Here is a 26300-nt window from a genome sequence, read left to right as displayed (position 1 = left end):
ATGGAAATAGCCAACTATACTTAATGAGTTATTCCATATTCCCGCTAGATACAGGAGCGAATTATCCCATGAGTTATGGTCGACCGGTTCAAGTGATTGCAGTGACCGGAGGTAAAGGTGGGGTTGGAAAGAGTAATATCTCTGTTAACCTAAGCATTGCCTTAGCTGAACTGCATCGCCGGGTAGTACTTCTTGATGCCGACTTGGGATTGGCGAATGTGGACGTATTGTTGGGCTTAAAAGCTCAATACAATTTATCTGATGTGTTGTCAGGCGAGCGACGCCTAGCGGAGATAATGGTCCCCGGTCCAAGTGGTGTAGATATTGTGCCTGCCGCCTCTGGTGTGCAGCAGATGGCTACCTTAGGTGATCAAGAGCACGCCGCATTAATCAGGGCCTTCAGTGACATTGCCGACAATCTAGATGTCTTAGTGGTTGATACCGCTGCGGGCATATCAGATTCAGTGGTGAGCTTTGTGCGCGCAGCAAACGAAATTTTAGTTGTTGTTTGCGACGAGCCTTCGTCTATCACCGACGCTTATGCTCTCATCAAGTTGATGAATACCGAATATGGTACTTTCCGATTCCGCGTGGTTGCCAATATGACCCGCAGTAATCAGGAAGGTAGCAAACTATTTGCAAAGTTAAATGCAGTTTGCCAGCGCTTTTTGGATGTTTCTCTGCAGTACATAGGTCATATTCCCTTTGATGAAAATGTCCGTAAAGCAGTACAGAAGCAAACGCCTATCTTAGAGTATGCGCCTAGATCTAAGGCGGCCCAGGCAATTCGAACCTTGGCACAAAAAGTGGATGAACTTCCTCTGCCCAATAACCCAAGAGGGCATTTGGAATTCTTCGTTGAAAGGCTGCTCAATGTGGCAAACTCAGGATTTTAGAGATGGCAGTATCCGATAGCTTGGCAATGTACGGCCAGACACAGACACCTAGTGTCAATATTCGTGTAGAGGATTATGCGACTTTAGTTAAGCGTATTGCGCACCATATGATGGTAAGGATGCCGGCGTGTGTGCAGGTAGAAGACCTGATTCAGGCAGGCATGATTGGGCTATTAGAAGCCTCTCAAAAATACGATGCTTCACGTGGCGCTAGTTTTGAAACCTATGCCGGTATTCGAATTCGTGGTGCCATCGTTGATGAAATGCGCAAGGGCGATTGGGTGCCGAGGTCGGTACACCGTAATAATCGTAGAATTTCGGATGCGATTAATACCGTGGAGTCTCGCGAGGGACGCGATGCCTCTGATCAAGAGATTGCCGCTGAATTGGAGATGACGCTTGATGAGTATTACAGCGTCTTGAAAGACAATGCCAGCAGTCGCTTATTTAGCTTTGAAGAAGCCTTTGGTGGTGAAGATACTCGCATGAGCAGCGAGCAGACCAGCATGGCATTCATAGCGCCGCACGATAATATGCAGCGTGAAGGCTTAAAAGAATCCCTCGCCAAGGCAATATCTGAATTGCCTGAGCGAGAAAGAATGATCTTGGCGTTATATTATGATGAAGAGCTTAACTTAAAAGAAATTGGCCAGATCATTGGCGTAAGTGAATCTCGGGTCAGCCAAATCCACAGTCAAGCCACTGCAAGGCTTCGATCGAAGCTTTCTGACTGGCAAAAAAACGGCGCAAAGTAAAAGCGCCGGTTTTTTTGCGTTCTAGTGCCATTAAATTGTCATTAATGCTCGGTGTTTAGTTTCATTAATAAGTTTTCAGTAATAATTCCCTTCCTAAAAAAAGCAGATACAAACCATAAGTAATGCCCATTTCTTATGCGAATATTCCACAATCTGGCTAAATAAAGTGCTATTTAATTTAATTTCTAAAGAAATCCCAAATACGACCAATATAAGTACTTGAGTAAGCGTGGATTCTACAAATTCCAACACGTTAACTCGAGGTAATAAATTCGGACAAATATCGGACGCAACTGCGCAGATCGAGAATTACCAACTATCATCAAGTATATATTCACCGTTAGATGAGCCCGATTTTGGGCTGCCTGGAGGCTACATTGGATACCGATATGAAAATCCTAATTGTTGATGACTTTTCAACAATGCGTCGGATTATCAAAAACCTATTGCGTGATTTGGGGTTCAACAATACCCAAGAAGCTGATGATGGCATGACTGCCTTGCCCATGCTGAAAGCTGGCGGCATCGACTTTTTGGTTACAGACTGGAACATGCCTGGAATGACGGGCATTGATCTTCTGAAAGCTGTACGTGCTGACGACAATCTTAAGAGCTTGCCAGTACTTATGGTTACTGCAGAAGCTAAGCGTGAGCAAATTGTAGAAGCTGCGCAAGCAGGGGTGAACGGTTATGTTGTTAAACCTTTCACAGCGGCCGTTCTTAAGGAAAAGATCGATAAGATTTTTGAACGGGTCAATGGCTAAGCAATTCGCTGAGGACAGTCTATGAATACCCAATATATTGCCAGCCAATCAGACAGCTTTACTTGCGAACTACGTGAGTGCGCCAAGCTGCTTATCGAAAAGCTGGAATCAGATCAGATGGAAGAGGCGGGTCAGCTTATTCACGCCTTGATGGATGCGCGTGATCGACACCTGTTTACTTCAGTGGGCCGCCTAACGCGCGGCCTGCATAATGCTATAGTAAATTTTCATGTTGATGAGCAGTCAAACAATCAGCCAGCGCCTTTAGAAGGTACTGAAATTCAAGACGCTTCAGATCGTTTGCACTATGTCATTAAGATGACACAGCAAGCGGCCGATAAGACTATGGACAGGGTTGAAGCAACCGCTCCAGTGGCCGATCGCCTAGGTAGAGAAGCTGCTGAGTTACGATCAGAGTGGATGCGAATTAAAAGCCGAGAGATGTCGGCACAGGAATTTAACAAGCTCTACCCAAGAATGGATATGTTTCTGAGTCGCATGAGTGATGATGCGAATCTGATTAATTCTAACCTCCAGGGAATTATGATGGAACAGGAGTACCAGGACCTCACTGGCCAAGTACTGAATCGTGTGATGGCACTGATCAGTGATTTGGAAGGTGATTTGGTAGAGCTGATCAAGGTGGCGTCTCAAGTTGAAGATATCACTGGACTCATTCCAGATGATAATGCCCCAGCCGCAGTAGAGGCGAAGGCAGGTGAAGAATTGAGTGGACCACAGATCAATCCCGAGCAGACAGATGGTGTCGTTAGTAGTCAGGATGAAGTTGACGACCTACTGTCCAGCCTTGGATTCTAAGAGGTGAAATATGAGCTTTGGGGACGACGAAGAAATACTCCAGGATTTTCTTGTAGAAGCTGGTGAAATTTTAGAGCTACTTTCCGAACAATTAGTTGATTTGGAAAATAGCCCTGAGGATACCGATTTACTAAATGCCATTTTCCGTGGCTTCCATACCGTAAAAGGCGGTGCTGGATTCCTACAGATAGATGCCATGGTGGAGTGCTGCCATGTGACTGAAAATCTGTTTGATATTTTACGCAACGGAAAGCGCAAGGTATCACCAGCACTGATGGATGTGGTGCTGCAAGCACTGGATATGGTCAATCAGCAATTTGCCGAGCTGAGTGCAGGGCAAACGCCAAGCGCCGCTAGCCCGGAATTGTTAGAAGAACTTGGGAAATTAGCAACCCCTGAAGCTGAAGGTGAGGTCGCCGCTGAGGCGGCGCCTGCAGCTCCACCGGCTGCTGAGCCTGCCGCTGCTGCAACGCCTGTTGCCGAAGAGCCGGCCAAGGCAGCTACCAGTGATGAAATCACAGAAGAAGAATTCGATGCTCTGCTTGATGAGTTGGATGGCGCTAAAGCCAAGCCAGCCAGTGGTGGAAATGTCGATGAAATCATCAATTCTGATAACCCTGAAATTACCGACGCAGAATTTGAGGCATTATTGGATGGTCTGCATGGTGCAGCACCTAATCCATCGGCTGAAGCACCGGGGGCAGCTGCTGCATCGGCACCCGCAGCTTCAGCGGCGCCAGCATCAAGTGCTAGTGGTGAGGAAATTTCGGAAGCTGAGTTTGACGCTTTACTGGATAATTTGCATGGTAAAGGGCAAGGGCCGACGGCTAAGGCGGAATCAGCGCCGGCTGCTACAGAGCAGAAGGTCAGCAAAATCGAAGCGGCCAAGCCAAGTCCTAAAAAGCCAGAGCCTAAAGAGCCAGCTAAACCAGCTGCAAAAGCTAATGTCACCAACATAGCGAATGCGAAAAAAGCCAACGCTGGACAGAACGCACCGGCATCAGGTGAAGCATCGGTTCGAGTTGATACTCAGCGTCTAGATGAAATTATGAATATGGTGGGCGAACTCGTTCTAGTTCGCAATCGCTTAGTTCGAATTGGCGGTAAGTCGCAGGACGAAGCGCTATCAAAAGCTGTCGCTAACCTTGATGTGGTAACTGCCGACTTGCAATCTTCTGTAATGAAGACCCGCATGCAGCCAATTAAGAAAGTTTTCGGGCGATTCCCGCGTGTTGTTAGGGATCTAGCACGGAACTTGGGTAAAGAAATTAAATTAGAGCTGGTTGGTGAAGATACCGACCTCGATAAAAACCTAGTAGAAGCTTTGGCTGATCCATTGGTTCACTTGGTTCGAAATGCAGTAGATCACGGTATTGAATCACCAGAAAAGCGTGAGGCTTCAGGCAAAAGCCGAGTGGGTACGGTGACGCTGGCTGCGGAACAAGAGGGTGATCATATCTTATTGTCCATCACTGATGATGGCGGCGGTATGGATCCAGATGCCTTGCGTAAAAAAGCTGTTGAGAAAGGGCTTTACGATGAGGATTCTGCGGCACGTTTAACGGATGAAGAAGCATTTAACCTTATCTTTGCACCAGGCTTTTCTACCAAGGTAGAAATCTCAGATGTTTCTGGCCGTGGTGTGGGCATGGATGTGGTGAAAACCAAAATCTCCCAGCTCAACGGCTCGGTGGATATTAAGTCCCGCCTAGGTGAAGGCACTAGCTTGGTCATTAAGGTTCCGCTAACGTTAGCGATTATGCCTACCTTAATGGTAATGCTTGGAGATCAAACCTTTGCTCTACCTTTGATGAGTGTTAATGAGATCTTCCAGATGGATTTGACCAAAACCAATATCGTAGATTCGCAAGAGTGCGTCACCATTCGCGATAAGGCTGTGCCACTGTTTTATTTGAAGAAGTGGCTAGTTGAAGAAGATGTAGATCCTTTGGCTGAGTCACATGTGGTGATCGTCAGCGTGGGTACCGATCGCGTGGGCTTTGTTGTTGACCGATTGATAGGTCAGGAAGAAGTCGTTATCAAGCCGCTTGGTCAGATGCTACAAGGAACTCCAGGGATGGCCGGCGCAACGATTACCGGTGACGGTACCATGGCGCTTATCCTAGATGTGCCAGCCATGTTAAAGCGCTATGCCTAAAAGATTATTTGCCAGCATCGCTGGCAAATGTCTTGCTGTCGAATGATATAGAGAGCCAAGTCTGCCTCTGCCAACAGCTATTCAAGGAACGCGAGTTCCTTGCAAGCAGTTGCTACTTGGATTGATTGGGTCTGCTATAAGGGGAAGGGCGTAATGTCCGTTAAAGTACTAATTGTCGACGACTCTTTGTTTTTTCAAAACCGTCTGAAAGAAATGATTGGGGCGCACCCCGATATCGAAGTTGTTGCAGTGGCTAATGACGGCAAAGAAGCCGTGGCGAAAGCTGCTGATTTAAAGCCGGACGTGATCACCATGGACTATGAGATGCCTGAGATGGATGGCGTCACCGCGGTTCGTGAAATCATGGCCAACAATCCCATTCCCATTATTATGTTCTCTTCGCTTACTTATGAGGGCGCACAAGTTACTTTGGATGCCTTGTCGGCGGGTGCCGTTGATTTTATGGCAAAGAACTTTGCTGAGTTCTCGCGCGATTCAAGAAAGCTAAGTGCAACCTTGCAAGATCGTATTTTAGCGGTGGCTATGCGAGGAGACACGGCTGTCGCCAGTGCAGCGCCTGCAACTGGCTTTAACACTTCAGACAGCGCTTTTAAGAAGGCTGCGGCCAGCCAGGCACCCGCTCAGAAACCCGCAGTGGTAGTTATTGGTGCCTCGACAGGGGGCCCAGTAGCCTTGACCGAGGTTTTGTCCGCTTTGCCTGCAGATTTTTCGATACCCATAGTTTTAGTGCAGCATATGCCTGCTAACTTTACGATGGCTTTTGCTGAGCGATTAGATCGTGAATGCCAGATCAATGTTCGCCATGCTGAGCATGGCGTAAATATGGAGCCGGGCACGGCCTATTTAGCTCCAGGTGGTAAGCAGCTGCTTTTTAATAAATCTAATCCACTCAAGCTTGACGTAGTAGATGGCGACGAGTCTGTTAGTTATAAGCCATCTGTCGATCTGACATTTACTTCAGCATCTGAAGCATTTGCTAGTCGCTCTTTTGGTGTTGTTCTAACGGGCATGGGTAGTGACGGATGTGAGGGCGCTAGAGCGATTAAAAATCGTGGCGGTGTTATTTGGAGTCAAGATGAGGCCAGCTCCGTTATTTATGGTATGCCGATGGCAGTTGCCAGAGCCAATCTAAGCGATCATGTTTTGCCACTACACCAGTTTGCTTCGCAGTTATCAGAGGTTAGCTAATGGATTTATTAACTCTCATCGGGCTTGCCATTGGTACGGCAGCATTGCTCGGCGGGAATTTTCTTGAGGGCGGCAGCCTTCAATCATTGCTTAATGGTCCGGCCGCGTTAATTGTCTTGGGCGGCACCATTGGTGCAGCGGTTTTACAAACTCCACAGGCAAATTTGCAGCGGGCACTTCGCTTAGGCAAGAGAATCTTTATCGCCGATTACCCGGCTTTTGATAGCGGTATTAAGCAAGTCGTCAACTGGGCCGTTGTAGCCAGGCGTGATGGTTTATTGGGGCTGGAACCTTTAGCGGATAAAGAGAAAAACCGATTTGCTCGCAAAGCATTGCTGCTTTTAATTGATGGCAATAATACGCAGTCTATACGGCAAACTCTGGAAATAGACCTTATCGCTCAGGAGCAGCGGGATAACAATGCTGCAGGATTTTATGAGTCTATGGGGGGGTATGCGCCGACCATAGGGATCATTGGCGCGGTGATCGGCTTAATTCATGTCATGCAAAATTTATCCGACCCTGCTCAACTTGGCCCCGGAATAGCCGTCGCCTTTGTCGCAACTATTTATGGAGTTGCTTTTGCCAACTTATTTTTACTGCCCATTGCCAATAAGCTTAAGCAGTCGGTGAGTGCTGATTCGCTTTTCAAAGAATTGATTATCGAGGGTATTGTGGCCATCGCTGAAGGTGAGAATCCTCGCAGTATCGAACTTAAGCTGCAGGGATTCTTACCGCGTAATTGAGCGCGCGAGCAGGTGGCAATATGCGACGCAGACAAGCAAGTATCGAAGTAAAACAAGATCGCTGGATGGTTTCCTACGCCGATTTTATCACCTTGTTATTTGCCTTCTTTGTGGTGATGTATTCTATCTCTCAACTTAATGAAGCGAAGTACAAAGAGCTATCCACTAGTTTAAATGCGATCTTCACATCGCCGCCGCGCAACCCAGATCCTATCGCCCTGGAATCTTCTAATGGCTCAATAATACCAATCGAGCAACAAGGCGCCCGCTCGGCGAGTAGCAGCCCCTCTTTGGTGGCCGATCTAAATCAGATGGAAAGTGAACTTAGTAGTGAGTTTGCTGATTTAATCAATGATGAGCTTGTTGAGTTGGACAGCAATGAATTGTGGCTGGAAATAAAACTAAACTCGAATGTTTTATTTGCAAGCGCGAGCGCTGATGCCTCCGATGCAGCGAAATCCTTGTTTGAGCAGCTCGCCTTAAGATTGCGCGGCTACGACAATCAAATACAAGTGGAGGGCTATACCGATAATCAAGCAATTAGCTCCTTGCGCTACGCTAGTAACTGGGAGTTGTCTTCTGCAAGGGCCGCGGCGATTGTTAAATTGCTAATCAACTATGGTGTGCGGCCACAGAGATTGTCGGCGGTGGGTTATGGTGAATTTCAGCCGATAGCCGATAACAATACCGTAGAAGGCCGACAGCAAAACCGGCGTGTTGTTCTGATGATCTCGCGTCGAGCCCCGGAAAGGATTACCGTTAATGCTCGCACAGCTATGGAAATGGCCAGCAAAGATGGAAAAAGTTTCTTGAGTCAAAGCGAACTTAATAGAGCCGCTAGCCGTGCTTCGGCAATTGCCGAAATGCGGCAAATGGCCGAGCAGCGTTTGTTAAATGAGCTGGAAGCCGAAGCTGCTGCACAGGCACAAGAGCAAAGCTTGCCGCCGTTGATTCTTCAGCCACAAGCTACCGAAGAAGGTGTTCTCTATACCAATGATGAAATTCAGTAGGGCATTCTTTGCACCTAGTCCTAGTTTGGGATTTCAATTGTTGTTTTAAATGGTTGTCTCATCCCAGATTAACCATCTGTCTCATCCCTGCTGCTAATTTAAATATTGGTACAGGCCTTGCTCTAATCCCCATGTAATCCACGACGTATTTCCTGAATAGGGTGTTAGGTGGTTAATAGGCGGCCAAAGGGCAAGCTTTGGCCTATAGGGTGAAATGCAGGCGGCAAGTCATTACCGTCGTGGCAATGAGAGGATTCAATCATGCAAGTTTGGACCGTGGCCAACCAAAAAGGTGGCGTAGGCAAAACAACCAGTGCAGTAACTTTGGGTGGCTATGCTGCTCAGGCGGGTAAGCGCGTATTGCTGGTGGACTTAGATGCACAGGGCTCAATGAGCTGTTATTTTGGACTTAAGCCTCAATCGCTTCGTCAATCGTCGGCGGAGTTGATGAACCATGAGGGGCCGATTAGCCGAGACCTAATCAAAGATATTGTGGTGGAGCTCCCCTATGAGGGCTTAAGTTTGCTGCCATCTTCCCCAAGTTTAATTACCTTGGAGCGAACCTCACAGAATAAGCGCGGTTTTGGTCTGATATTAGGCCAGGTGCTCAGCTTGCTTGAAGAAGACTTTGATCTAGTGTTGATCGACTGTCCGCCGGCTCTAGGTGTGCTGATGATCAATGCCTTAGTCGCCAGTACTCGTTTGATTATCCCGGTGCAGGCTGAGTTTTTATCCTTACAGGGCTTTGCGCGTATGCAGCAAACCGTTGATATGGTGCAGCACTCATTAGATACGGTAATCGATAGGGTGGTTGTCCCAACTATGGTAGATCGCCGTACCCAGGCCTGCCAGCAGACAGTTAGATCGCTGCGCAATGAGTTCCCTGTTGACCTGTGGCCAGGGCATATCCCGATCGATACTAAGCTTCGTGATGCGAGTCGTCTGGGTGTACCAGCCAATTTGTATCAACCTTCAGCAAAGGGTGTACGGGCTTACGGTGCCTTGTATCGTTACTTAGAACAGCGGATTTCTAGCCAGCGTAGTGTTAGTAACGAAGATGAGCTGTACGCTAGCGCCGATAATGCAACAAAAGCTTATTGGGCTGAGGCTGTATAAATCTGAATTCCCGCCGATAACCCCCTTGGGTGGTCGTTTAATGTTCCGACCAAGGGGTGCACTTTTTCCAGTTTACTCCTGGCACAGAACCTGCAAACGACTATATTTAAAAACAGGTGCGTGAAATTTTTGACGCGAAATAATGCCTGTTGGGCCCAATGTGGCCAAAAATCGTATTGAGGGAGTCGAAATTATGTCGGCCAACGCCATTGATGAGAATGTAAATGATGATCCTACCTTGCAATGGGTGACTTTTAAGCTCGCCGGTGAGGTTTACGGGATCAACGTAATGCAGGTGCAAGAAGTCCTGCGTTATACCGAAATAGCGCCAGTTCCAGGGGCTTCAGAGTATGTTCTGGGAATCATCAACCTACGCGGTAATGTGGTAACTGTTATTGATACCCGTGAGCGCTTTGATCTTGATTCTACCGATATTACCGATAATACCCGTATTGTGATAGTTGAAGCCGATGGGCATGTGGTAGGTATTTTGGTGGATTCAGTGGCCGAAGTGGTCTACCTGCGTCAGTCTGAAATTGAGATAACTCCGAATGTCGGCAACGATGAAAGCTCCAAGTACATTCAGGGTGTTTGTCATAAAAATGACGAACTGCTTATTTTGATTGATTTAGATAAGTTGCTTACTGAGGAAGAGTGGGCAGAGCTTAATAACGAAGAGGTGGCGGTATAGGCCTGTCGCCGTACTCGTTACTGATAGCAATGAGGCATTTAATATGTTCGCAGCAATGTTGCATCCCACTGTTTATATAGGTGCAGGCTTGGCATTAGGAGTACTGCTTCTATGTGTCAGTTATTGGCGTCAGAACCGCCAAATCCAAAGACAGCTGCAGGATTTGCAACGTGCTCGGCAGGAGCTTAAATCTATCAATGCGAGCAATATTGGTCTGGGTCGCAGGATCAAGTCTTTAGAGGCTGATGGCGGCCCGCGCCTCAATCTGGTTGAACCTACTCAGTTTGCTGAGCAAGTCAGCTCAATTGAGCAATATACTAAAGAGCCATATCCAGCAGAGCAGGAGCATAGTGTTTCTGAAACGCCTGATACCGTGGTGGCTAAAGACCTTCGAGAGCTACAAGCTCAACAGCAGAGTTTGTTGGCCAGCCTAGCGGCGCTTGAACAAGAGTCTGGTTTATCTCAAGCAAAGCCAGTTGAACAAGTAAGTATCCCTGAACAAGCTTTTGCCGCAGAGCCAAGCTATCAGGAAGATCGACAAGAAAATGAGTTAGCCCCAAGCTTTCAAGACAGCCTAAGTGCTCAATTGGAACAAGATGCCTTATCTGAACAGCATTTCAATCACGAGTCTCTTGACTCAGAGTCGGCAGGGGATGCATTGCAGTCGCCTTATAGTTATGACGATGAGCCAGAGCCAGATTTAGAGCAAACGCCTTATACTCGAGCCTCAGCTATGTTGGATGAAGGTTTGGAGCTAGATGAAATTGAACGCCAGAGTGGTTTATCAAAGGCCGAAATAAAGCTCATGGCGACTATGCATAAAAATATGAGTAAATTTGCTTTAGCCTGAGGCCATAGCGGCCGATAACTCTATTACTATCTAAATTTGGGTAATAGGGGTCCATATGTCTCGTCTTATTCTGCTACTACTCAGTAGCTTCTACCTTGCGGCCTGTACCGTCGTAGATCTGTCCAAGGATGTGCAGTACTCCACCGCTACTCAACCAGTGTCGGCTCAGGCATTACGAGATATACGCCCAGGTAAAACCGACAGCCGTTGGTTGCTAAACAATATTGGTTTGGCGAGTGAAGTAGAGGCCTATGGCGAGAGAAAATCTATATGGCGTTATGATCTCAATGAGATCCGCCGTTCCAGCACCAAAGTTGCCTTGCTCTATAGTAATCACGAGCGTATCAAAAGCCGTTGCCAGCTGTCTTTGCTTTTAGTCGACGATATCGTCAGTGCCATGTGGAGCGGAAACTCTGCGGAAACCATGGCTAGAGTTTCTGAGTCTTTTAAGTTAAGCATGAGTGGTACGGCCCAAGATATGCCAATGTGCGAGAGCTTTAGTTATATTCAAGCCGATTAGGCAAGCACTGAGTTGTTTGCGATTTGCCCCATTGCACGGCGCTATTGGGGTTTGGCTTTGAAGGAAATGATCTACCGCAAAGGAAGGCTATAGGTTTGACCAGGGTAGATTTTAAAACTGCCTGCCTAATCATAATCGACTAGGCGGGCAGTGTTCATATTGGTGATCAGAAAGTTACTTCGGCTGCGCATCAATAGAGATACCGTTTACGCCTTCACTTTGCGAACTTAATAAGTAAAGGTAGCTTGGCATTATATCAGCGGCTGTTTTTAAAGTTTCAGGGTTCTCACTTGGGTAGGCCGAAGCTCTCATCTGAGTTCGTGTCGCACCAGGATTAATACAGTTAACTCGTACATTGTTAATACCATCCATTTCATCAGCAAAAACTTGCACCATGTTTTCAACGGCGGCCTTGCTAATGGCATAAGCACCCCAGTAAGCACGACCTTTTCGGCCAACAGATGAACTGGTAAAAACGACGCTGGCAGCAGTAGATTTTTCAAGCAACGGTAACAGTGCCTTAGTCATCATAAAGCCCGCTGTGACATTTACCTGCATAAGTTTCTGCCAAGTATCGATCTCATAATTACTTAGTGGAGTCTGTGGCCCAAGTTGTGCAGCATTATGCAGTAGACCATCCAAATGCCCGAATTCAGCATCTATAGCATCAGCCATATCGTTGTAGTCTTTTTCGACCGCACCTTCAAAGTTGATGGGAAATATCGCCGCTTGTGGGTGGCCGGCCGCTTCGATTTCATCGTAAACCTGTTCGAGTTTTGGAATAGTGCGACCTAGTAGAATCACGGTTGCTCCATGAGCTGCACAGCTTAAGGCGGCCACTTTACCGATGCCGTCGCCTGCGCCAGTAATAGCAATTACCTTATCTTTTAAAGCATCCCCAGGGGCAATAAATGCGGCTGCTGTTAGGCTTAATTCTTGGGGTGATTGTGTTTGATCCATAGTTGTCTCGGTGCTGCTACTCATAGTTTGTTGAGTAAAGTTGGATTAGTTAAATCAGTTCTTCAATGATTGGCCAGATGTCTCGGGCTGATTGAATGGTGTAATCAGCATTCCAGTCCTCGGCACTTTCGCCTACTGGGACATAGCCATAGGCCGCTGCGATTGTAGGCATGCTCGCTCTTTTACCGCATTCAATATCACGTTCATGATCGCCGATATAAATTGCCTCTTTTACAGAGCAGCCAATATGTTCACAGGCGATCAGTAATGAATCGGGAGCTGGCTTAGCATTGGGAACTTGATCGGGTGATAGAACAATTGCAGGGCTTGGATCCAATGGCAGTTGTTCCATCAATAGGCGAGTGTAATATTCAGGCTTATTAGTGGAGATACCCCAAGCAATATTGTGTTCACCTAGTTTTTTTAACAATTCATTGATTCCGGCAAATGGTCGGCTATCAATGGCAATTTGTTTCTCGTAAAGCTTTAACAGGCGTTCACGAATAGTTTCTACTTGTTCATCGCCAGCTTCTAAATTGTAAGCCAGTTGAACAAGCGCGCGCGACCCTGCGGAAACGGTTGCTCGAATACTAACATCAGAAATTGCTGGGCGATTATCTTCCGCCAATAACTGATTCACAACACGAATGAAATCTGGGGCGGTATCAATCAAAGTGCCGTCTAAATCGAACAATACGGCTTTAAGTTTTGACATAAAATTATCTTAAACAGGCTTTCTGGCGTGAACCAAATAGTTTACATCTACATCGTTAGGGTTGATCTTATAACGCTTAAGTAAGGGGTTATAAGTCATGCCGCTTACGTCAATAAGCTCGAGTCCAGCTGCACGAAGACCACTGGCTAATTCAGAAGGGCGAATAAATTTACTGTATTCATGGGTGCCCTTAGGTAACCAACGCATAATATATTCTGCGCCCACAATGGCTAGCGCGTAAGCTTTTGGGGTGCGATTTATCGTAGAAAAAAACAAATCGCCGCCAGGCTTACACAGTTTGGCGCAGGCCGCTATTACGGATGCCGGGTCGGGCACATGTTCCAGCATTTCCATGCAGCTTACGACATCATACTGCTCGGCTTCTTGCTCAGCTAATTCTTCTGCGGTACAGCGGCGGTAGTTTACCTCTACACCCGATTCTAAGCTGTGGAGTTTGGCCACTTGTAAGGGCGCTTCTCCCATATCAATTCCACTAACAATAGCACCACGCTGGGCCATTGCTTCGCTCAATATTCCGCCGCCGCAGCCTACATCTAAGTAGTTTTTAGTGGCGACTTTCGCTCGCTCGTCAATATAGTTCGCTCGCAGTGGATTGATATCATGTAGCGGCTTGAATTCGCCTTCTCGATCCCACCAGCGGCTGGCTAGGGCTTCAAATTTAGCGACCTCGGCATGATCGACGTTGGCGGAGGCGGAAGTGCTCATGGATTGTGCAACCTTACTTAAGTAAATTTCTAGAATTATAACACTGCCTAGGCCATGCGGGGATAATTAGCGCTAGCTTATATTTTGCTTTTGTTCAGTTATTAACTGTAGACTCGCGCGCAAATTAACGAGTGAGTAGGAAGTCGTTATGTTGTATCACCGTCTCTATCAAGTGGCAGTTTCTGCCGCGGCTCTATTAGTATCCTCTCTCGCCTCCGCGCAAGCGACGGAGTTTGCCGCATGTCCAAGCCCATTTTATCTAAGTCAGGGCAGCCCAGACAGTATCCAGCTCTTTAGCGGTAACCCAGGTGCTCTTGGAGGTGTTGATTTTGCCGAAGTTAACGCTCCTCAGGCTGCAAAGCTTGATTACAATGCGATTGCATTTCGAGAGTCTGATCGCTTTATGTACGGCTTGAGGTCAGTTTCAAGTGCGGCCGTCAGTGGTCCAGATGCGCATTTGATCAGGATTGGTGCCAATGCTGAGATCGAGGACTTGGGCGCGATTACCGGGATGCCTGACGCGTTTTACTTGGCTGGTGATATGTCGCCAGCTGGTGAGTACTTTGTCCTCTCGGGGACAGCAAGGGATACTCTGGTGACTCTAGATTTAGGAGCGGGGCCTGTTTCCGGCGCCGCGACTACGGTAAGCACTGTAGGTCTAAATGATGGCGCTGGAAGCCCTTTAGAGATCAATAGTGGTGATATCGCCTTTGCCGATGGCCGTTTATGGGGGCTGCATTTGGCTGGCAGCGGAGAATGGTATCTAGCCGAAATTAATGTAACAACCGGTGAGTTAACCCTAGCACCAAACCCTACGGGAATCAGCAACCCTTTCGGTGCGCTTTGGGGTACACCGGATGCGGTTTACGGAAACGCCAATGACGGGGCAGGTTTTTTCTACTTTGATTTAACGACAGGTATAGCAACACAAATTGCAACGTCTAGCGGAGCTGCACGAAATGACGCGGCTCGCTGTGTTTCCAATCGACCGGTTTTTCCTGCAGATATAGCAATCACTAAAGATAATGGCCAAAGTGAATACACCCCAGATCAAACGGTCGTGTATACCATTGATGTAAGTAATCAGGGCTTGTTTGGTGCCGTAGGGGTGCAAGTGGATGACCCCTTGCCAGCCAATGTTAACTCGGCAACTTGGACTTGTACTTCTCAAAGCGGTGGCGCGGCCTGTCGAACTGCAAGCGGCAGTGGTGCGATTAGCGCTGTCGTAGATCTGCCAGCCGGCTCTAGTGCGCGCTTTGAGTTAAGCTTTACCTTAGATCCTGGCTTTAGTGGAGATTTGGTGAACACGGTAACCGCAACATTACCTAATAATGCTGGCTCACCATTGCAAGCTCAAGACAGCGATACTAGCAATAATAGTGCTACCGACCGTGATCGTTCCCCGGCTGGCCCACAAGCCGTGCCAATACCGGTTTGGGTGATTGTGATACAGGGCCTATTTTTGCTGCTGCTTGGCGCGAGAGTTCTACCATTGATTCCTGCGCGTTTTCGATGATCTTTAGACATAGCTCTTAAGCAGAGTTAAACACGGCAAAGTGCTTGGTAGCAGCTTAATCGTTTAAGGAGCGGTGATTGGTGATAGGTACTGCGAGAGGGGGAGGTTAAGTTGAGTGTTTGGTAATTGCTGTAAATTTTACACATGGTTTAGTGAGGCTAGCGAACCGAGATATACGAGTTCGCTAGCACTGCATTATCCCAGCGTTTAATCGGCGCTGATTTTGGCTTGCCATTCCATTGCATTTTCGCGCAAAGCTTGCTCGTCAATGGTTTGTAATAGTCCAGCGGCTAATAGTCGCTCGCCCGCTACCCATACATCGCTTACCTGATGACTGCAGTTGGTGTACACCAAATAGCTTACTGGGTCATACATGGGTAAAGCATTTAAGGCGCTAAGCTCTACGGTAGCAATATCTGCAGCTTTACCAACTTCAAGGCTCCCAGTAAGGCTATCGATATTGAGTGCTTTGGCGCCATCAATGGTTGCCATTGCCACGCTGTCCATTGCTTTTAAAGCGCTGGCATTGTTATCGACCGCTTTGGCTAGCATCGAGGCGGTACGCATTTCACTGAGCATATCCAGATCGTTATTGCTGGCGGCACCATCTGTTCCGAGAGAAACGTTTACGCCGGCTTGGCGCAGCTTTTCTGTTGGGCAGAAACCGCTAGCAAGTTTTAAGTTGGATTCTGGACAGTGCACCACATGACTCTTGCTGGTTTGCAAAATGCTGATGTCTTCATCGCTAACGGCGGTCATATGAACACACTGGGTACGTTCATTCATAATACCCAATGACTGTAGGCGTTCGGTGGGGCGTTGGCCATATTGCTCAATCGAGTCATCAACTTCTTTTTGTGTTTCCTGCAGGTGAACCATGATGCCGCATTGGTATTTGGCTTCTTGCTTGGCAATTTCAGAAAACGCTTCGTTGCTGACGGTGTAAGGTGCGTGCGGGCCAAAACCGATATTGACCAAGTCGTGTTCTTGATATTGCTCGATTAGCGTACAGCTTTTGGCAATGGTTTCTTCAGGGCCGCTGCCCCAAGCGGTTGGAAAATTAAGGATTGGGCTATATAAACTGCCGCGCATGCCCACCTCAGCGCAGACTTCAGCTACGGCTTCAGGGAAAAAGTAGTTGTCACTAAATGCAGTAGTACCACCGCGAATCATTTCGGCCATTGCGAGTCGAGCGCCATCGGCGACAAACTCGTGACTGACAAACTTACCTTCCGCTGGCCAGATGTGATCATTTAGCCAGTCGTGTAGCGGGTAGTCATCGGCATAGCCCCGTAAAAGGCTCATAGCCAGGTGGCCGTGGGTGTTCACCAGGCCCGGTAGGGCAATGTGTTGCTCAAGTTTTATGCATTCATTGGCTTGGTATAAATCTTCGGCTTCACTATTTGGCACGATAGCGGCAATTTTGCCGTCTTTAACAGCAATGCTGTGGTGCTCAAGTACGCGACGCTCGCTATCCATTGTGATTAGCCAGCGACATTGAATAAGGGTATCAATCGGCTGTGTCATAAAAAGTGGTCGACCTCATTGTTGTAAGTATATGCCTAGGTCGAGCGCTAAAAGTTAGGCTCGTTGTATATAGCTTCATTATAGGATGTTCTTGCAGCGAAGGTGGGCTGCCAGCTTGTATGGCGATTTTTATGCCATTTGAGGGCCATTATACGCCCCTCATGGGCGTAGAATTATGTCAATTTTATCAAATCTTTAGGGATTCCTTTGGAAATGACCTTGAGCGCCCCAGAAATGCCCCAAGTGCATGATTTTATGGTAAGATTTACGGCTTTATGTGCCTGCCAAATGACGCGCCGCTAAAGGGGCTTAAATGCTTCTGAAATTGGGGGTGGCGATAAAGCGAAAATGGCAGGTAAATACTAAGCCAGGCAGCCTTTGCCTAATTTTTAAGCGTTTCCCTATTCGACGTGGTTCTATGTCGAATACAAAAGGCTTAATGCGCAAGCAAAGACTGACCACAAGAGTGACCGTACTACCGCAGTCGGGCATGACAAGATAGGCATAATAAGGAAAGCGATCGTTTATGGGCGATTTGGCAAAAGATATATCACCGATCAATATTGAAGACGAACTGAAGCAGTCCTATTTGGACTACGCCATGAGCGTTATCGTTGGGCGAGCACTGCCTGATGTACGCGATGGCTTAAAGCCGGTACACCGCCGCGTGCTGTTCGCCATGAATGAATTGGGCAATGATTGGAATAAGCCCTATAAAAAGTCGGCTCGTGTGGTCGGTGACGTTATCGGTAAATATCACCCGCATGGTGATTCTGCTGTGTACGACACTATCGTACGTATGGCTCAGCCTTTTTCTTTGCGCTATATGCTGGTAGATGGCCAGGGTAACTTTGGCTCGATTGATGGTGATGGCGCAGCAGCGATGCGTTATACCGAAATTCGCATGCAGAAGATGTCCCATGATCTGCTGGCTGATCTCGATAAAGAAACTGTCGACTATGTACCCAACTACGACGATACCGAATTAATTCCCGAGGTATTGCCAACTCGCGTTCCTAACCTATTAGTGAATGGCTCATCCGGTATTGCGGTGGGCATGGCGACCAATATTCCTCCCCATAACCTTACCGAAGTGGTAAATGGTTGTTTGGCGTTGATCGACAATCCTGAAATTAATGTCGATGAGCTAATGGAAATCATCCCGGGGCCAGACTTCCCAACCGCCGGCATTATTAATGGCCGCGCAGGTATTGTTCAAGCATATCGCACCGGTCGTGGTCGCATATATGTGCGCGCCAAAGCCGAAGTTATCCATAACGAAAAAACCAATCGCGACACCATTATTGTTCACGAGATCCCCTACCAAGTGAATAAGGCGCGTTTGATTGAGAAAATTGCCGAGCTGGTTAAAGATAAGAAGATCGAAGGTATTGCCAGTGACGGTCTTCGTGATGAGTCGGATAAAGACGGTCTGCGCGTTGTTATTGAAATGAAGCGTGGTGAATCCGGCGAAGTCTTGCTGAATAATCTTTACGCACAGACACAATTGCAGTCTGTATTTGGTATTAATATTGTTGCATTGGTTGATGGCCAGCCACGAGTACTAAATCTTAAGCAGATGTTGGAGTATTTTGTACTGCATCGTCGCGAGGTGGTTACTCGTCGCACTGTCTATTTACTGCGTAAAGCGCGTGAGCGTGGACATATCCTGGAAGGTTTGGCGGTAGCTATTGCCAATATCGATCCAGTCATTGAGTTGATTAAATCCTCACCTTCACCCGCTGAAGCGAAGCAGGGATTGATGGCTCGCGGTTGGGAAACCAGCGAAATTGGCGACTTTATTGAACGTCTAGAGCAGGGTGCCTGTAAGCCTGAAGGCCTAGGCCCTGAGTTTGGCTTGCGTGATGGTAAATACTATTTATCAGAAGCTCAGGCTCAAGCTATTTTGGAATTGCGTCTACACCGCTTAACCGGTATGGAGCACGACAAGCTACTGGCTGAATATAAAGAACGTTTAGAGCAGATTGCCGAGTTCCTAGAAATTCTAGGTAGCTCTACCCGTTTGATGGAAGTGATTCGCGAAGAATTACAAGAGGTTGTTTCTAACTATGGTGATGAGCGTCGCACCGCGATTCAGCATTCTCAGGAAGATCTCACTGTTGAAGATTTGATTGCCGAAGAAGATCGTGTTGTTACGATTTCTCACGGTGGCTATGCCAAGACCCAGCCGCTGACGGATTATCAAGCCCAGCGCCGTGGCGGCATGGGTAAGGCCGCTACATCGGTTAAAGACGAAGATTTTGTTGAACATCTTTTGATTGCCAGCACCCACGATACTATTTTGTGTTTTACCAATGCCGGTAAAGTGTATTGGCTGAAGGTTTATCAAATTCCAGTGGCGGGTCGTCAATCGCGTGGTCGCCCAATGGTGAATTTATTGCCACTAGAAGATGACGAGCGTATTACGTCGATTCTGCCTGTTAAAGAATACGATGAAGATCACTTTATCTTTATGGCCACGGCCAATGGTACTGTGAAGAAAACCTCTCTTATCCAATTCTCTCGTCCGCGTAGCTCGGGTTTGATCGCGATCGATTTAGAAGAAGGCAATGAGCTAGTTGGCACCGCGATTACCGAAGGTAGCAATGATGTGCTATTGCTATCTTCTGCGGGTAAAGCTGCGCGTTTTAAAGAATCTGATGTTCGTGCCATGGGCCGTACCTCTCGTGGTGTTCGCGGAATCCGCTTGCAAGAAGGTCAAACTGTTATTTCCATGGTTATTCCGCAGGACGGTGGCCGTGTGATGACCTTGAGTGAAAACGGCTACGGTAAGCAAACCAAGGTTGACGATTTCCCAACTAAAGGTCGTGGCACCCAAGGTGTGATCGCTATGCAGGTTACCGAGCGTAACGGTCCTTTAGTGGGCGGTGTTCAGGTATTTGAAGGTGATGAGATTATGTTGATCTCTGACCAGGGTACCTTGGTTCGCACTCGTACCGATGAAGTTTCAGTTATGAGCCGTAACACCCAGGGTGTGCGTATGATCAAATTGAAAGAAGGTGAGCACCTAATCGGAGTAGAGCGCATTGAAGAATCTGATGCTGAAGACGAAGAGGAGTCTGGCGCTGAAGAAGAATAGGGAATTGGGCCTAATGGCCCAGCTCTCGCTGCAAAATAAAAAGCCCGACAGTGAAGACTGATCGGGCTATTTAAATTCTATGGCCTGTTATTTGTAAGTCATTAAAATGATTTACAGCGTGATCATAGAGTGTATAGATAGAAACTACAGCTAGAAAATGTAGATAGAAATATAGAAAGCAAAACCCATAGAAATCACGGCTTAAGCAAAACGGTTTTGGCCGAACAATAGCAAAGTAAATATCATGTCAGAGCAAGAAAATAACCCCGCTAATGAAGCCCAGCTAAGTCAGCTGCGCGACGAAATCGATCGTATCGATAATGAAATTTGTCAGCTTATCAGCGACCGTGCACGCTGTGCTCAAAATGTTGCCGATGTTAAAAAGGCGGCATTAGAAGCAGCTGGAAGCAGTGAGTCCGTAGTTTATTATCGTCCAGAGCGTGAAGCCAAAGTGTTGCGTAAAGCCATGGCGATGAATAGCGGCCCGCTTGATGATGAAGAAATGGCGCGCTTGTTTCGCGAGATTATGTCAGCTTGTTTGGCCTTAGAAGAACCTACAAAGGTTGCTTATCTTGGCCCTGAGGGTACCTTTACCCAGCAGGCGGCTTTGAAGCATTTTGGCCACTCTGCAGTGGCTATGCCATTTTCGGCCATTGATGAAGTATTCCGTGAAGTTGAAGCAGGTGCGGTCAACTATGGCGTTGTTCCTGTTGAGAACTCTACCGAAGGTGTTGTAAACCACACCCTTGATAATTTCATGGGCTCGAATCTGCAGATATGTGGTGAAGTAGAGCTGCGTATTCACCAGCATCTATTGGTTTCGGATGTCACCAAAACCGATAGCATTACGCGCATATACTCCCACTCGCAATCTTTGGCGCAGTGTCGTAAATGGTTAGATGCCCATTACCCAAATGCCGAGCGCATTGCGGTTAGTAGTAACGCTGATGCCGCGAAGCGTTTAAAAGGTGAGTGGAATGCTGCGGCTATTGCTGGCCAGATGGCTGCCGATTTGTACGACTTAAAAGTACATGCGGAAAAAATCGAAGATCAGCCGGACAACTCCACCCGTTTCTTAATTATTGGTACTCAAAAAGTACTTGCTAGCGGCAAAGATAAAACTTCGGTTGTTGTGGCTATGCGCAACGAGCCAGGTGCGTTGCATGATTTGCTGCAGCCATTTCATATTTACGGTATCGATTTAACCCGCGTCGAAACTCGCCCTGCGGCATCGGGCACTTGGAACTATGTGTTCTTTATCGATTTTGCTGGTCATGTCGAAGATGCCGTAGTGAAAAAAGCCTTGGATGAAGTAGGCGCTAAAGCCGCTGATCTTCGTGTACTAGGTTCATACCCTGAAGCGGTATTGTAAAAGCATTCTGTAAAGAGGTTACTATGAGCCAATGTAAACGTTTGGTGGTCATTGGTATCGGTTTAATCGGCGGCAGTTTAGCGAAAGCAGCTCGAGAGCGATCTCTCTGCGATTCCGTAATCGGTATTGCTAGACGGGAACAAACCTGTCTTGATGCCGTTGAGCTGGCTGTTGTCGATGAAGCTTTTACTGATCTTGCTGATATCAAACCTGCCTTAGGCGCAGGGGATGTGGTTTTTGTTTCCGTGCCGACTTTGGCGGTTGAGGCCACTTTGGCTGATATTAAAGCGAAGTTATCCCCTGAGGTTACTATTACCGATGGAGCCAGTGTTAAAGGTAGCGTTATCGAAGCTGCCCAGCAGGTTTATGGGGAGTTGCCCAGCCAGTTAGTGCCCGGTCATCCCATTGCTGGTGCTGAAAAAAGTGGCGTCACGGCTGCTAATGCTGAACTCTATATTGATCATCGCGTCATTCTGACCCCCCATGCTAATTCCGGCGAAGAGCATATTCGACGGGTCCGTGAATTGTGGCAGGCTGTGGGGGCTGAGGTCTTAGAAATGGATGTGGCTGAGCATGATGAGGTGCTGGCGGCGACTTCCCACTTGCCCCATGTGATCGCTTATTCCTTAGTGGATACCCTGGCTCACGATTCGGAAAATGAAAATATATTCCGTTATGCCGCCGGTGGCTTTCGAGACTTCACTCGCATTGCCTCCAGTGATCCGGTGATGTGGCACGATATTATGCTGGCCAATAAGCGCAGTATTTTAGATTCCTTGACGATGTTTTCAGACAATTTAAACCGTCTGCGTCATGCCATTGAAAGCGAAAACAGCGAACATTTATTGGGCGTATTTACACGGGCGAAAGCTGCTCGCGATCATTTTACGACCCTACTAGAACAAAGAGCGTATACCCAAACCATGCAAGACTCACAGCAAGATATTATCGATTACCATGTAAAACCTGGTGGCAGTGTTAAAGGGACTTTAAGAGTGCCAGGTGATAAATCTATTTCGCACCGCTCCATTATGCTTGGCTCCTTGGCCGAGGGAATAACCGAGGTGGAAGGCTTTCTAGAAGGTGAAGACGCCTTGGCAACCTTGCAAGCCTTCCGAGATATGGGGGTGGTGATTGAAGGGCCAGATCAAGGCCGTGTTCGCATCCACGGTGTTGGTTTAAATGGTTTAGAGGCGCCTCCAGGCAAACTTTACGTTGGAAACTCCGGTACCTCTATGCGTTTATTGGCCGGTATTTTGGCTGGACAGCAGTTTGCCAGCGAAATGAGTGGTGATGTATCACTAAACAAGCGCCCAATGAATCGCGTGGCCATACCACTTCGTGAAATGGGTGCTGAAGTTGGTACCGCCGAAAATGGTCGCCCGCCCATGCTAATGAGTGCAAATAAAGGTCTAAGTGGAATTCACTACGACATGCCAATGGCCAGTGCCCAGGTGAAATCTTGTGTTTTGTTGGCCGGTTTATACGCGGATGGAGAAACCTCGGTGAGTGAGCCTGCGCCTACTCGTGACCATACCGAACGCATGCTGCGTGGCTTTGGCTATGAGGTGAAGCGTGAAGGTGATCGTATTAGCTTGCAAGGTGGCGGCAAGTTAACGGCTTGTCAGATAGAAGTTCCGGCAGATATCTCTTCAGCGACATTCTTTATGGTGGCGGCCGCGATTGCTCCTGGCTCTGATGTTACTTTGCAGCATGTTGGTATGAACCCAACCCGTGTGGGTGTGGTAAATATTCTACGTCAGATGGGTGCTGATCTAACGTTGCACAATGAGCGTGAAGTGGGTGGTGAGCCCGTGGCTGATGTGCGTATTCGCTACCAGCCGTTAACAGGCATCCGTATTCCAGAAGATCAGGTGCCACTAGCCATTGATGAGTTTCCAGCCTTGTTTATTGCGGCGGCCTGCGCTGAAGGCGAGACCGTATTGACCGGGGCCGAAGAGTTACGGGTGAAAGAGAGCGATCGTATCCAGGTAATGGCTGACGGTATGGTGAGCTTAGGTATCGATGCAAAGGCCACTGAAGACGGTATTATTATCCAAGGTAAGGGCGCTCAAACTGAGGTGTTCAGTGGTGGCGAGGTCGAAAGTCATCACGATCATCGTATCGCCATGTCCTTCACCATTGCTGGCCTGCGCGCTAGCGACACCATCGTGGTGAATGATACCGCGAATGTTGCAACTTCCTTCCCGACTTTTGTCGAATTGGCTCAGACTTCCGGCATAAGCTTAGAAGTAAAGAGTCGTTAACCTTTCGGTAAAAGATTTTCTATAATGTGCCCGCCTAGGTGCGGGTACAGTTCTTTTGTAAGAGCCCCGTCCCAGCTGAAGATTATTCAGCCTGCATAGCATGAAAGATAGCAATTGAAAGAGACGACCATGTCCGAAGCAGCCTCTAAAGCGCAATTGACGCACTTAAAACAGTTAGAAGCGGAGAGTATTCATATTATCCGCGAAGTAGCCGCGGAGTTTGATAACCCCGTAATGCTCTATTCAGTGGGTAAAGATTCCGCTGTAATGATGCACTTGGCGATGAAAGCCTTCTACCCAGGCAAACCGCCGTTTCCATTGATGCATGTGGATACCACCTGGAAATTTCGCGAGATGATTGAGTTTCGCGATCAGCGCGTTAAAGACCTAGGTTGGGATTTGATTGTCCATATCAATCAGGAAGGTGTAGATATGGGAGTGGGCCCCTTCACTCACGGCAGTGCTAAGCATACCGATATTATGAAGACGGCATCTCTAAAGCAGGCCCTCGATAAATACGGTTTCGATGCAGCATTCGGTGGTGCGCGCCGCGACGAGGAAAAGTCCCGCGCAAAAGAACGTGTTTATTCCTTCCGCGATAAACATCACCGCTGGGACCCTAAGAATCAGCGTCCTGAGTTGTGGAATATTTATAACGGCAAAGTTGATAAAGGCGAGAGTATTCGCGTTTTCCCATTGTCGAATTGGACAGAGCTAGATATCTGGCAATATATCCATTTGGAAGGGATTCCAATTGTGCCTTTGTATTTGGCTGAAAAACGTCCTGTGGTTGAGCGCGATGGTGTCTTGATTATGGTTGACGATGATCGCATGCCACTAGAAGAAGGCGAAGAAGTGCAAGAAAAAATGGTGCGCTTCCGTACGCTAGGTTGTTATCCGCTCACAGGTGCGGTGGAATCTGAGGCGAATACCTTGCCTGAAATTATTCAGGAAATGTTATTGACGACGACTTCAGAACGTCAAGGCCGTGTCATCGATCACGACAGCTCAGGCTCGATGGAAAAGAAAAAACAGGAGGGTTATTTCTAATGTCCCACCAATCCGATTTAATTGCAGAAGATATTCACGCCTATCTTGCCCAGCATGAGCGTAAAGAATTGCTTCGTTTTCTAACCTGTGGCTCGGTTGATGATGGTAAGTCGACTTTAATTGGTCGATTGCTACACGACAGCAAAATGATCTATGAAGATCAATTAGAAGCTGTGCAGGCCGATACCTCAAAGCATGGTACAACAGGCGAAAAAATTGATTTAGCTTTGCTAGTCGACGGCCTTCAGGCTGAACGCGAGCAAGGTATTACTATTGATGTGGCCTACCGTTATTTCTCAACCGCCAAACGCAAATACATTATTGCCGATACCCCAGGGCACGAGCAATACACTCGCAATATGGCCACTGGAGCATCTACTTGTGACCTAGCGGTTATTCTTATTGATGCGCGCTATGGGGTGATGCCTCAAACTCGTCGCCACAGTTATATTGCCTCTTTGCTGGGCATTAAGCACTTGGTGGTCGCGGTCAATAAAATGGATCTAAAAGATTTTAGTGAAGATGTTTTTGAATCCATTAAGGGCGATTATCTGGAGTTCTCCAAAGAGCTTGCTGGTATTCAAGGTGAGCAAGGCGCTGATATTCAGTTCATTCCTATGTCGGCTTTGGAAGGCGATAATGTTGTTAACGCCAGTGAGAATACCCCTTGGTATCAAGGCCCAACTTTAATGGAAGTGTTGGAGTCGGTATCTATTGCGGAAGATAAAAACCTCGAAGATTTTCGCTTCCCTGTGCAATATGTAAACCGTCCAAATCTCGATTTTCGTGGCTTCTGCGGTACCGTGGCTTCGGGGCAAGTCGCTGTGGGCGATAGCTTAAAAGCTCTTCCTTCGGGTAAGCAAAGCAAGGTAAAAGAAATCGTGGTGCACGGTGATTCACCAAGCCAAGCCTTCGCCGGTGAAGCGATTACCATTACCCTAGAAGATGAAATTGATATCTCCCGTGGTGATACCCTTGTTAAAGCCGATACTGATGGCGACAGTATTCAAAGCAATCGCTTAAAAGCGCACTTGGTTTGGATGGCAGAAGGTGCACTGCAGCCAGGGCGCGAGTACTTATTTAAATTCGCCAGTAAAGTAAGCCCAGGGAGTATCAGCGATATTGCTCACCGCATTGATGTAAATACCCAAGAGCAGCTTGCTGCCGGTGAGCTTGCCTTAAACGACATCGCCCTAGTTGATGTGCAATTGGAGCAAGCAGTTGTTGCTGATGCCTATCAAGTTAATCGTGCCACTGGCGCTTTTATCGTGATCGATCGCCTTAGTAATATTACCGTAGGCGCAGGCATGGTAACTGAATTGCTAGAAGGCGAGGCAATTTCACAACAACAGGAATTCTCTGAATTCGAGTTGGAATTAAATGCTCTAGTACGAAAGCATTTTCCACATTGGCAAGCGATTGATCTGAGAGCAATTGCAAAGAAATAAATAGGGTGGGGCTCTTTGAGCTCCTTTCTATATTGATACAAAAAAGGCCAGCATATTGCTGGCCTTTTTCATTTTAGCTATAGAT

Annotated in this window: 22 protein-coding genes; 18 read left to right on the top strand and 4 right to left on the bottom strand. The window is 47.5% G+C overall.

Translation table 11 applies throughout. The features are described 5' to 3' along the window. Positions 1–68 precede the first annotated feature (68 nt). The 12 genes from Q1A08_RS14945 to Q1A08_RS14890 all read left to right on the top strand — a co-directional run bounded on the left by Q1A08_RS14945 (position 69) and on the right by Q1A08_RS14890 (position 11534). Positions 69–896, top strand: coding sequence for a MinD/ParA family protein (locus tag Q1A08_RS14945; protein WP_299774314.1), 828 nt, complete (start codon positions 69–71; stop codon positions 894–896). 26 nt (positions 897–922) lie between these two features. Continuing rightward, on the top strand, positions 923–1651 hold the full coding sequence (locus Q1A08_RS14940) for an RNA polymerase sigma factor FliA (RefSeq protein ID WP_299774519.1): 729 nt from the start codon (positions 923–925) through the stop codon (positions 1649–1651). A gap of 377 nt (positions 1652–2028) precedes the next feature. Continuing rightward, on the top strand, positions 2029–2415 hold the full coding sequence (cheY, locus tag Q1A08_RS14935; RefSeq protein ID WP_299774312.1) for a chemotaxis response regulator CheY: 387 nt from the start codon (positions 2029–2031) through the stop codon (positions 2413–2415). A 21-nt stretch (positions 2416–2436) separates the two neighbouring features. Next, positions 2437–3234 (top strand): protein phosphatase CheZ, encoded by a 798-nt coding sequence (locus Q1A08_RS14930; RefSeq protein ID WP_299774310.1) that lies wholly within the window; start codon positions 2437–2439, stop codon positions 3232–3234. A 10-nt stretch (positions 3235–3244) separates the two neighbouring features. After that, on the top strand, positions 3245–5392 hold the full coding sequence (locus Q1A08_RS14925) for a chemotaxis protein CheA (protein ID WP_299774308.1): 2148 nt from the start codon (positions 3245–3247) through the stop codon (positions 5390–5392). A 153-nt stretch (positions 5393–5545) separates the two neighbouring features. After that, positions 5546–6601, top strand: coding sequence for a chemotaxis response regulator protein-glutamate methylesterase (locus tag Q1A08_RS14920; RefSeq protein ID WP_299774306.1), 1056 nt, complete (start codon positions 5546–5548; stop codon positions 6599–6601). Then, the gene (locus tag Q1A08_RS14915; protein ID WP_299774304.1) at positions 6601–7347 is read left to right on the top strand and encodes a flagellar motor protein; all 747 of its coding nucleotides are present in this window, start codon (positions 6601–6603) and stop codon (positions 7345–7347) included. The genes Q1A08_RS14920 and Q1A08_RS14915 overlap by 1 nt, the downstream gene beginning before the upstream one ends. A gap of 20 nt (positions 7348–7367) precedes the next feature. Further along, positions 7368–8357 carry a flagellar motor protein MotB gene (locus Q1A08_RS14910; RefSeq protein WP_299774302.1) on the top strand — a complete coding sequence of 330 codons (990 nt, stop codon included), beginning with the start codon at positions 7368–7370 and terminating at the stop codon, positions 8355–8357. Between the two features lie 261 nt (positions 8358–8618). Next, positions 8619–9473 carry a ParA family protein gene (locus Q1A08_RS14905; RefSeq protein ID WP_299774300.1) on the top strand — a complete coding sequence of 285 codons (855 nt, stop codon included), beginning with the start codon at positions 8619–8621 and terminating at the stop codon, positions 9471–9473. Positions 9474–9666: 193 nt separating this feature from the next. Continuing rightward, positions 9667–10164, top strand: coding sequence for a chemotaxis protein CheW (locus tag Q1A08_RS14900; protein WP_299774298.1), 498 nt, complete (start codon positions 9667–9669; stop codon positions 10162–10164). A gap of 43 nt (positions 10165–10207) precedes the next feature. Then, on the top strand, positions 10208–11014 hold the full coding sequence (locus tag Q1A08_RS14895) for a DUF2802 domain-containing protein (RefSeq protein WP_299774296.1): 807 nt from the start codon (positions 10208–10210) through the stop codon (positions 11012–11014). 55 nt (positions 11015–11069) lie between these two features. Then, positions 11070–11534, top strand: coding sequence for a hypothetical protein (locus tag Q1A08_RS14890; RefSeq protein ID WP_299774294.1), 465 nt, complete (start codon positions 11070–11072; stop codon positions 11532–11534). A 174-nt stretch (positions 11535–11708) separates the two neighbouring features. On the opposite strand, the gene Q1A08_RS14885 is transcribed toward Q1A08_RS14890, so the two are convergent. Genes Q1A08_RS14885 through ubiG form a run of 3 tightly spaced genes read right to left on the bottom strand, consistent with a single transcriptional unit; the run spans position 11709 to position 13935 of the window. Further along, the gene (locus Q1A08_RS14885; protein WP_299774292.1) at positions 11709–12494 is read right to left on the bottom strand and encodes a YciK family oxidoreductase; all 786 of its coding nucleotides are present in this window, start codon (positions 12492–12494) and stop codon (positions 11709–11711) included. A 49-nt stretch (positions 12495–12543) separates the two neighbouring features. Then, positions 12544–13209 (bottom strand): HAD-IA family hydrolase, encoded by a 666-nt coding sequence (locus Q1A08_RS14880; RefSeq protein WP_299774290.1) that lies wholly within the window; start codon positions 13207–13209, stop codon positions 12544–12546. Between the two features lie 9 nt (positions 13210–13218). Then, positions 13219–13935, bottom strand: a complete 717-nt coding sequence (ubiG, locus tag Q1A08_RS14875) for a bifunctional 2-polyprenyl-6-hydroxyphenol methylase/3-demethylubiquinol 3-O-methyltransferase UbiG (RefSeq protein WP_299774288.1) — start codon at positions 13933–13935, stop codon at positions 13219–13221. Between the two features lie 148 nt (positions 13936–14083). Here ubiG and Q1A08_RS14870 point away from each other — a divergent pair, with 148 nt between their 5' ends. Continuing rightward, on the top strand, positions 14084–15451 hold the full coding sequence (locus Q1A08_RS14870) for a DUF11 domain-containing protein (protein WP_299774287.1): 1368 nt from the start codon (positions 14084–14086) through the stop codon (positions 15449–15451). Between the two features lie 207 nt (positions 15452–15658). Here the strand turns inward: Q1A08_RS14870 and Q1A08_RS14865 are convergent, their stop codons facing one another. Then, entirely contained in the window at positions 15659–16978 is a 1320-nt protein-coding gene (locus tag Q1A08_RS14865; RefSeq protein ID WP_299774285.1) for a TRZ/ATZ family hydrolase, read from the bottom strand. A gap of 526 nt (positions 16979–17504) precedes the next feature. Between Q1A08_RS14865 and gyrA the strand changes: the two genes are divergently transcribed. The 5 genes from gyrA (at position 17505) to cysN (ending at position 26215) form a co-directional block, all read left to right on the top strand. Beyond that, positions 17505–20078, top strand: coding sequence for a DNA gyrase subunit A (gene gyrA, locus Q1A08_RS14860; RefSeq protein ID WP_299774283.1), 2574 nt, complete (start codon positions 17505–17507; stop codon positions 20076–20078). 244 nt (positions 20079–20322) lie between these two features. Beyond that, positions 20323–21450 (top strand): prephenate dehydratase, encoded by a 1128-nt coding sequence (gene pheA, locus Q1A08_RS14855; protein ID WP_299774282.1) that lies wholly within the window; start codon positions 20323–20325, stop codon positions 21448–21450. 23 nt (positions 21451–21473) lie between these two features. After that, a complete protein-coding gene (locus Q1A08_RS14850) occupies positions 21474–23717 on the top strand; it encodes a bifunctional prephenate dehydrogenase/3-phosphoshikimate 1-carboxyvinyltransferase (protein WP_299774280.1) in 2244 nt (747 codons plus the stop codon). A gap of 129 nt (positions 23718–23846) precedes the next feature. After that, a complete protein-coding gene (cysD, locus tag Q1A08_RS14845) occupies positions 23847–24767 on the top strand; it encodes a sulfate adenylyltransferase subunit CysD (RefSeq protein WP_299774278.1) in 921 nt (306 codons plus the stop codon). Continuing rightward, entirely contained in the window at positions 24767–26215 is a 1449-nt protein-coding gene (cysN, locus tag Q1A08_RS14840) for a sulfate adenylyltransferase subunit CysN (RefSeq protein ID WP_299774276.1), read from the top strand. Before cysD ends, cysN begins: the two co-directional genes overlap by 1 nt. Positions 26216–26300 lie beyond the last annotated feature (85 nt).

It is taken from the genome of uncultured Pseudoteredinibacter sp. (assembly GCF_947500695.1).
In the GTDB taxonomy this organism is placed as follows: domain Bacteria; phylum Pseudomonadota; class Gammaproteobacteria; order Pseudomonadales; family Cellvibrionaceae; genus Pseudoteredinibacter.
Note: the sequence above shows the minus strand (reverse complement) of the source record. Positions and strands in the feature narration are given on the sequence as shown.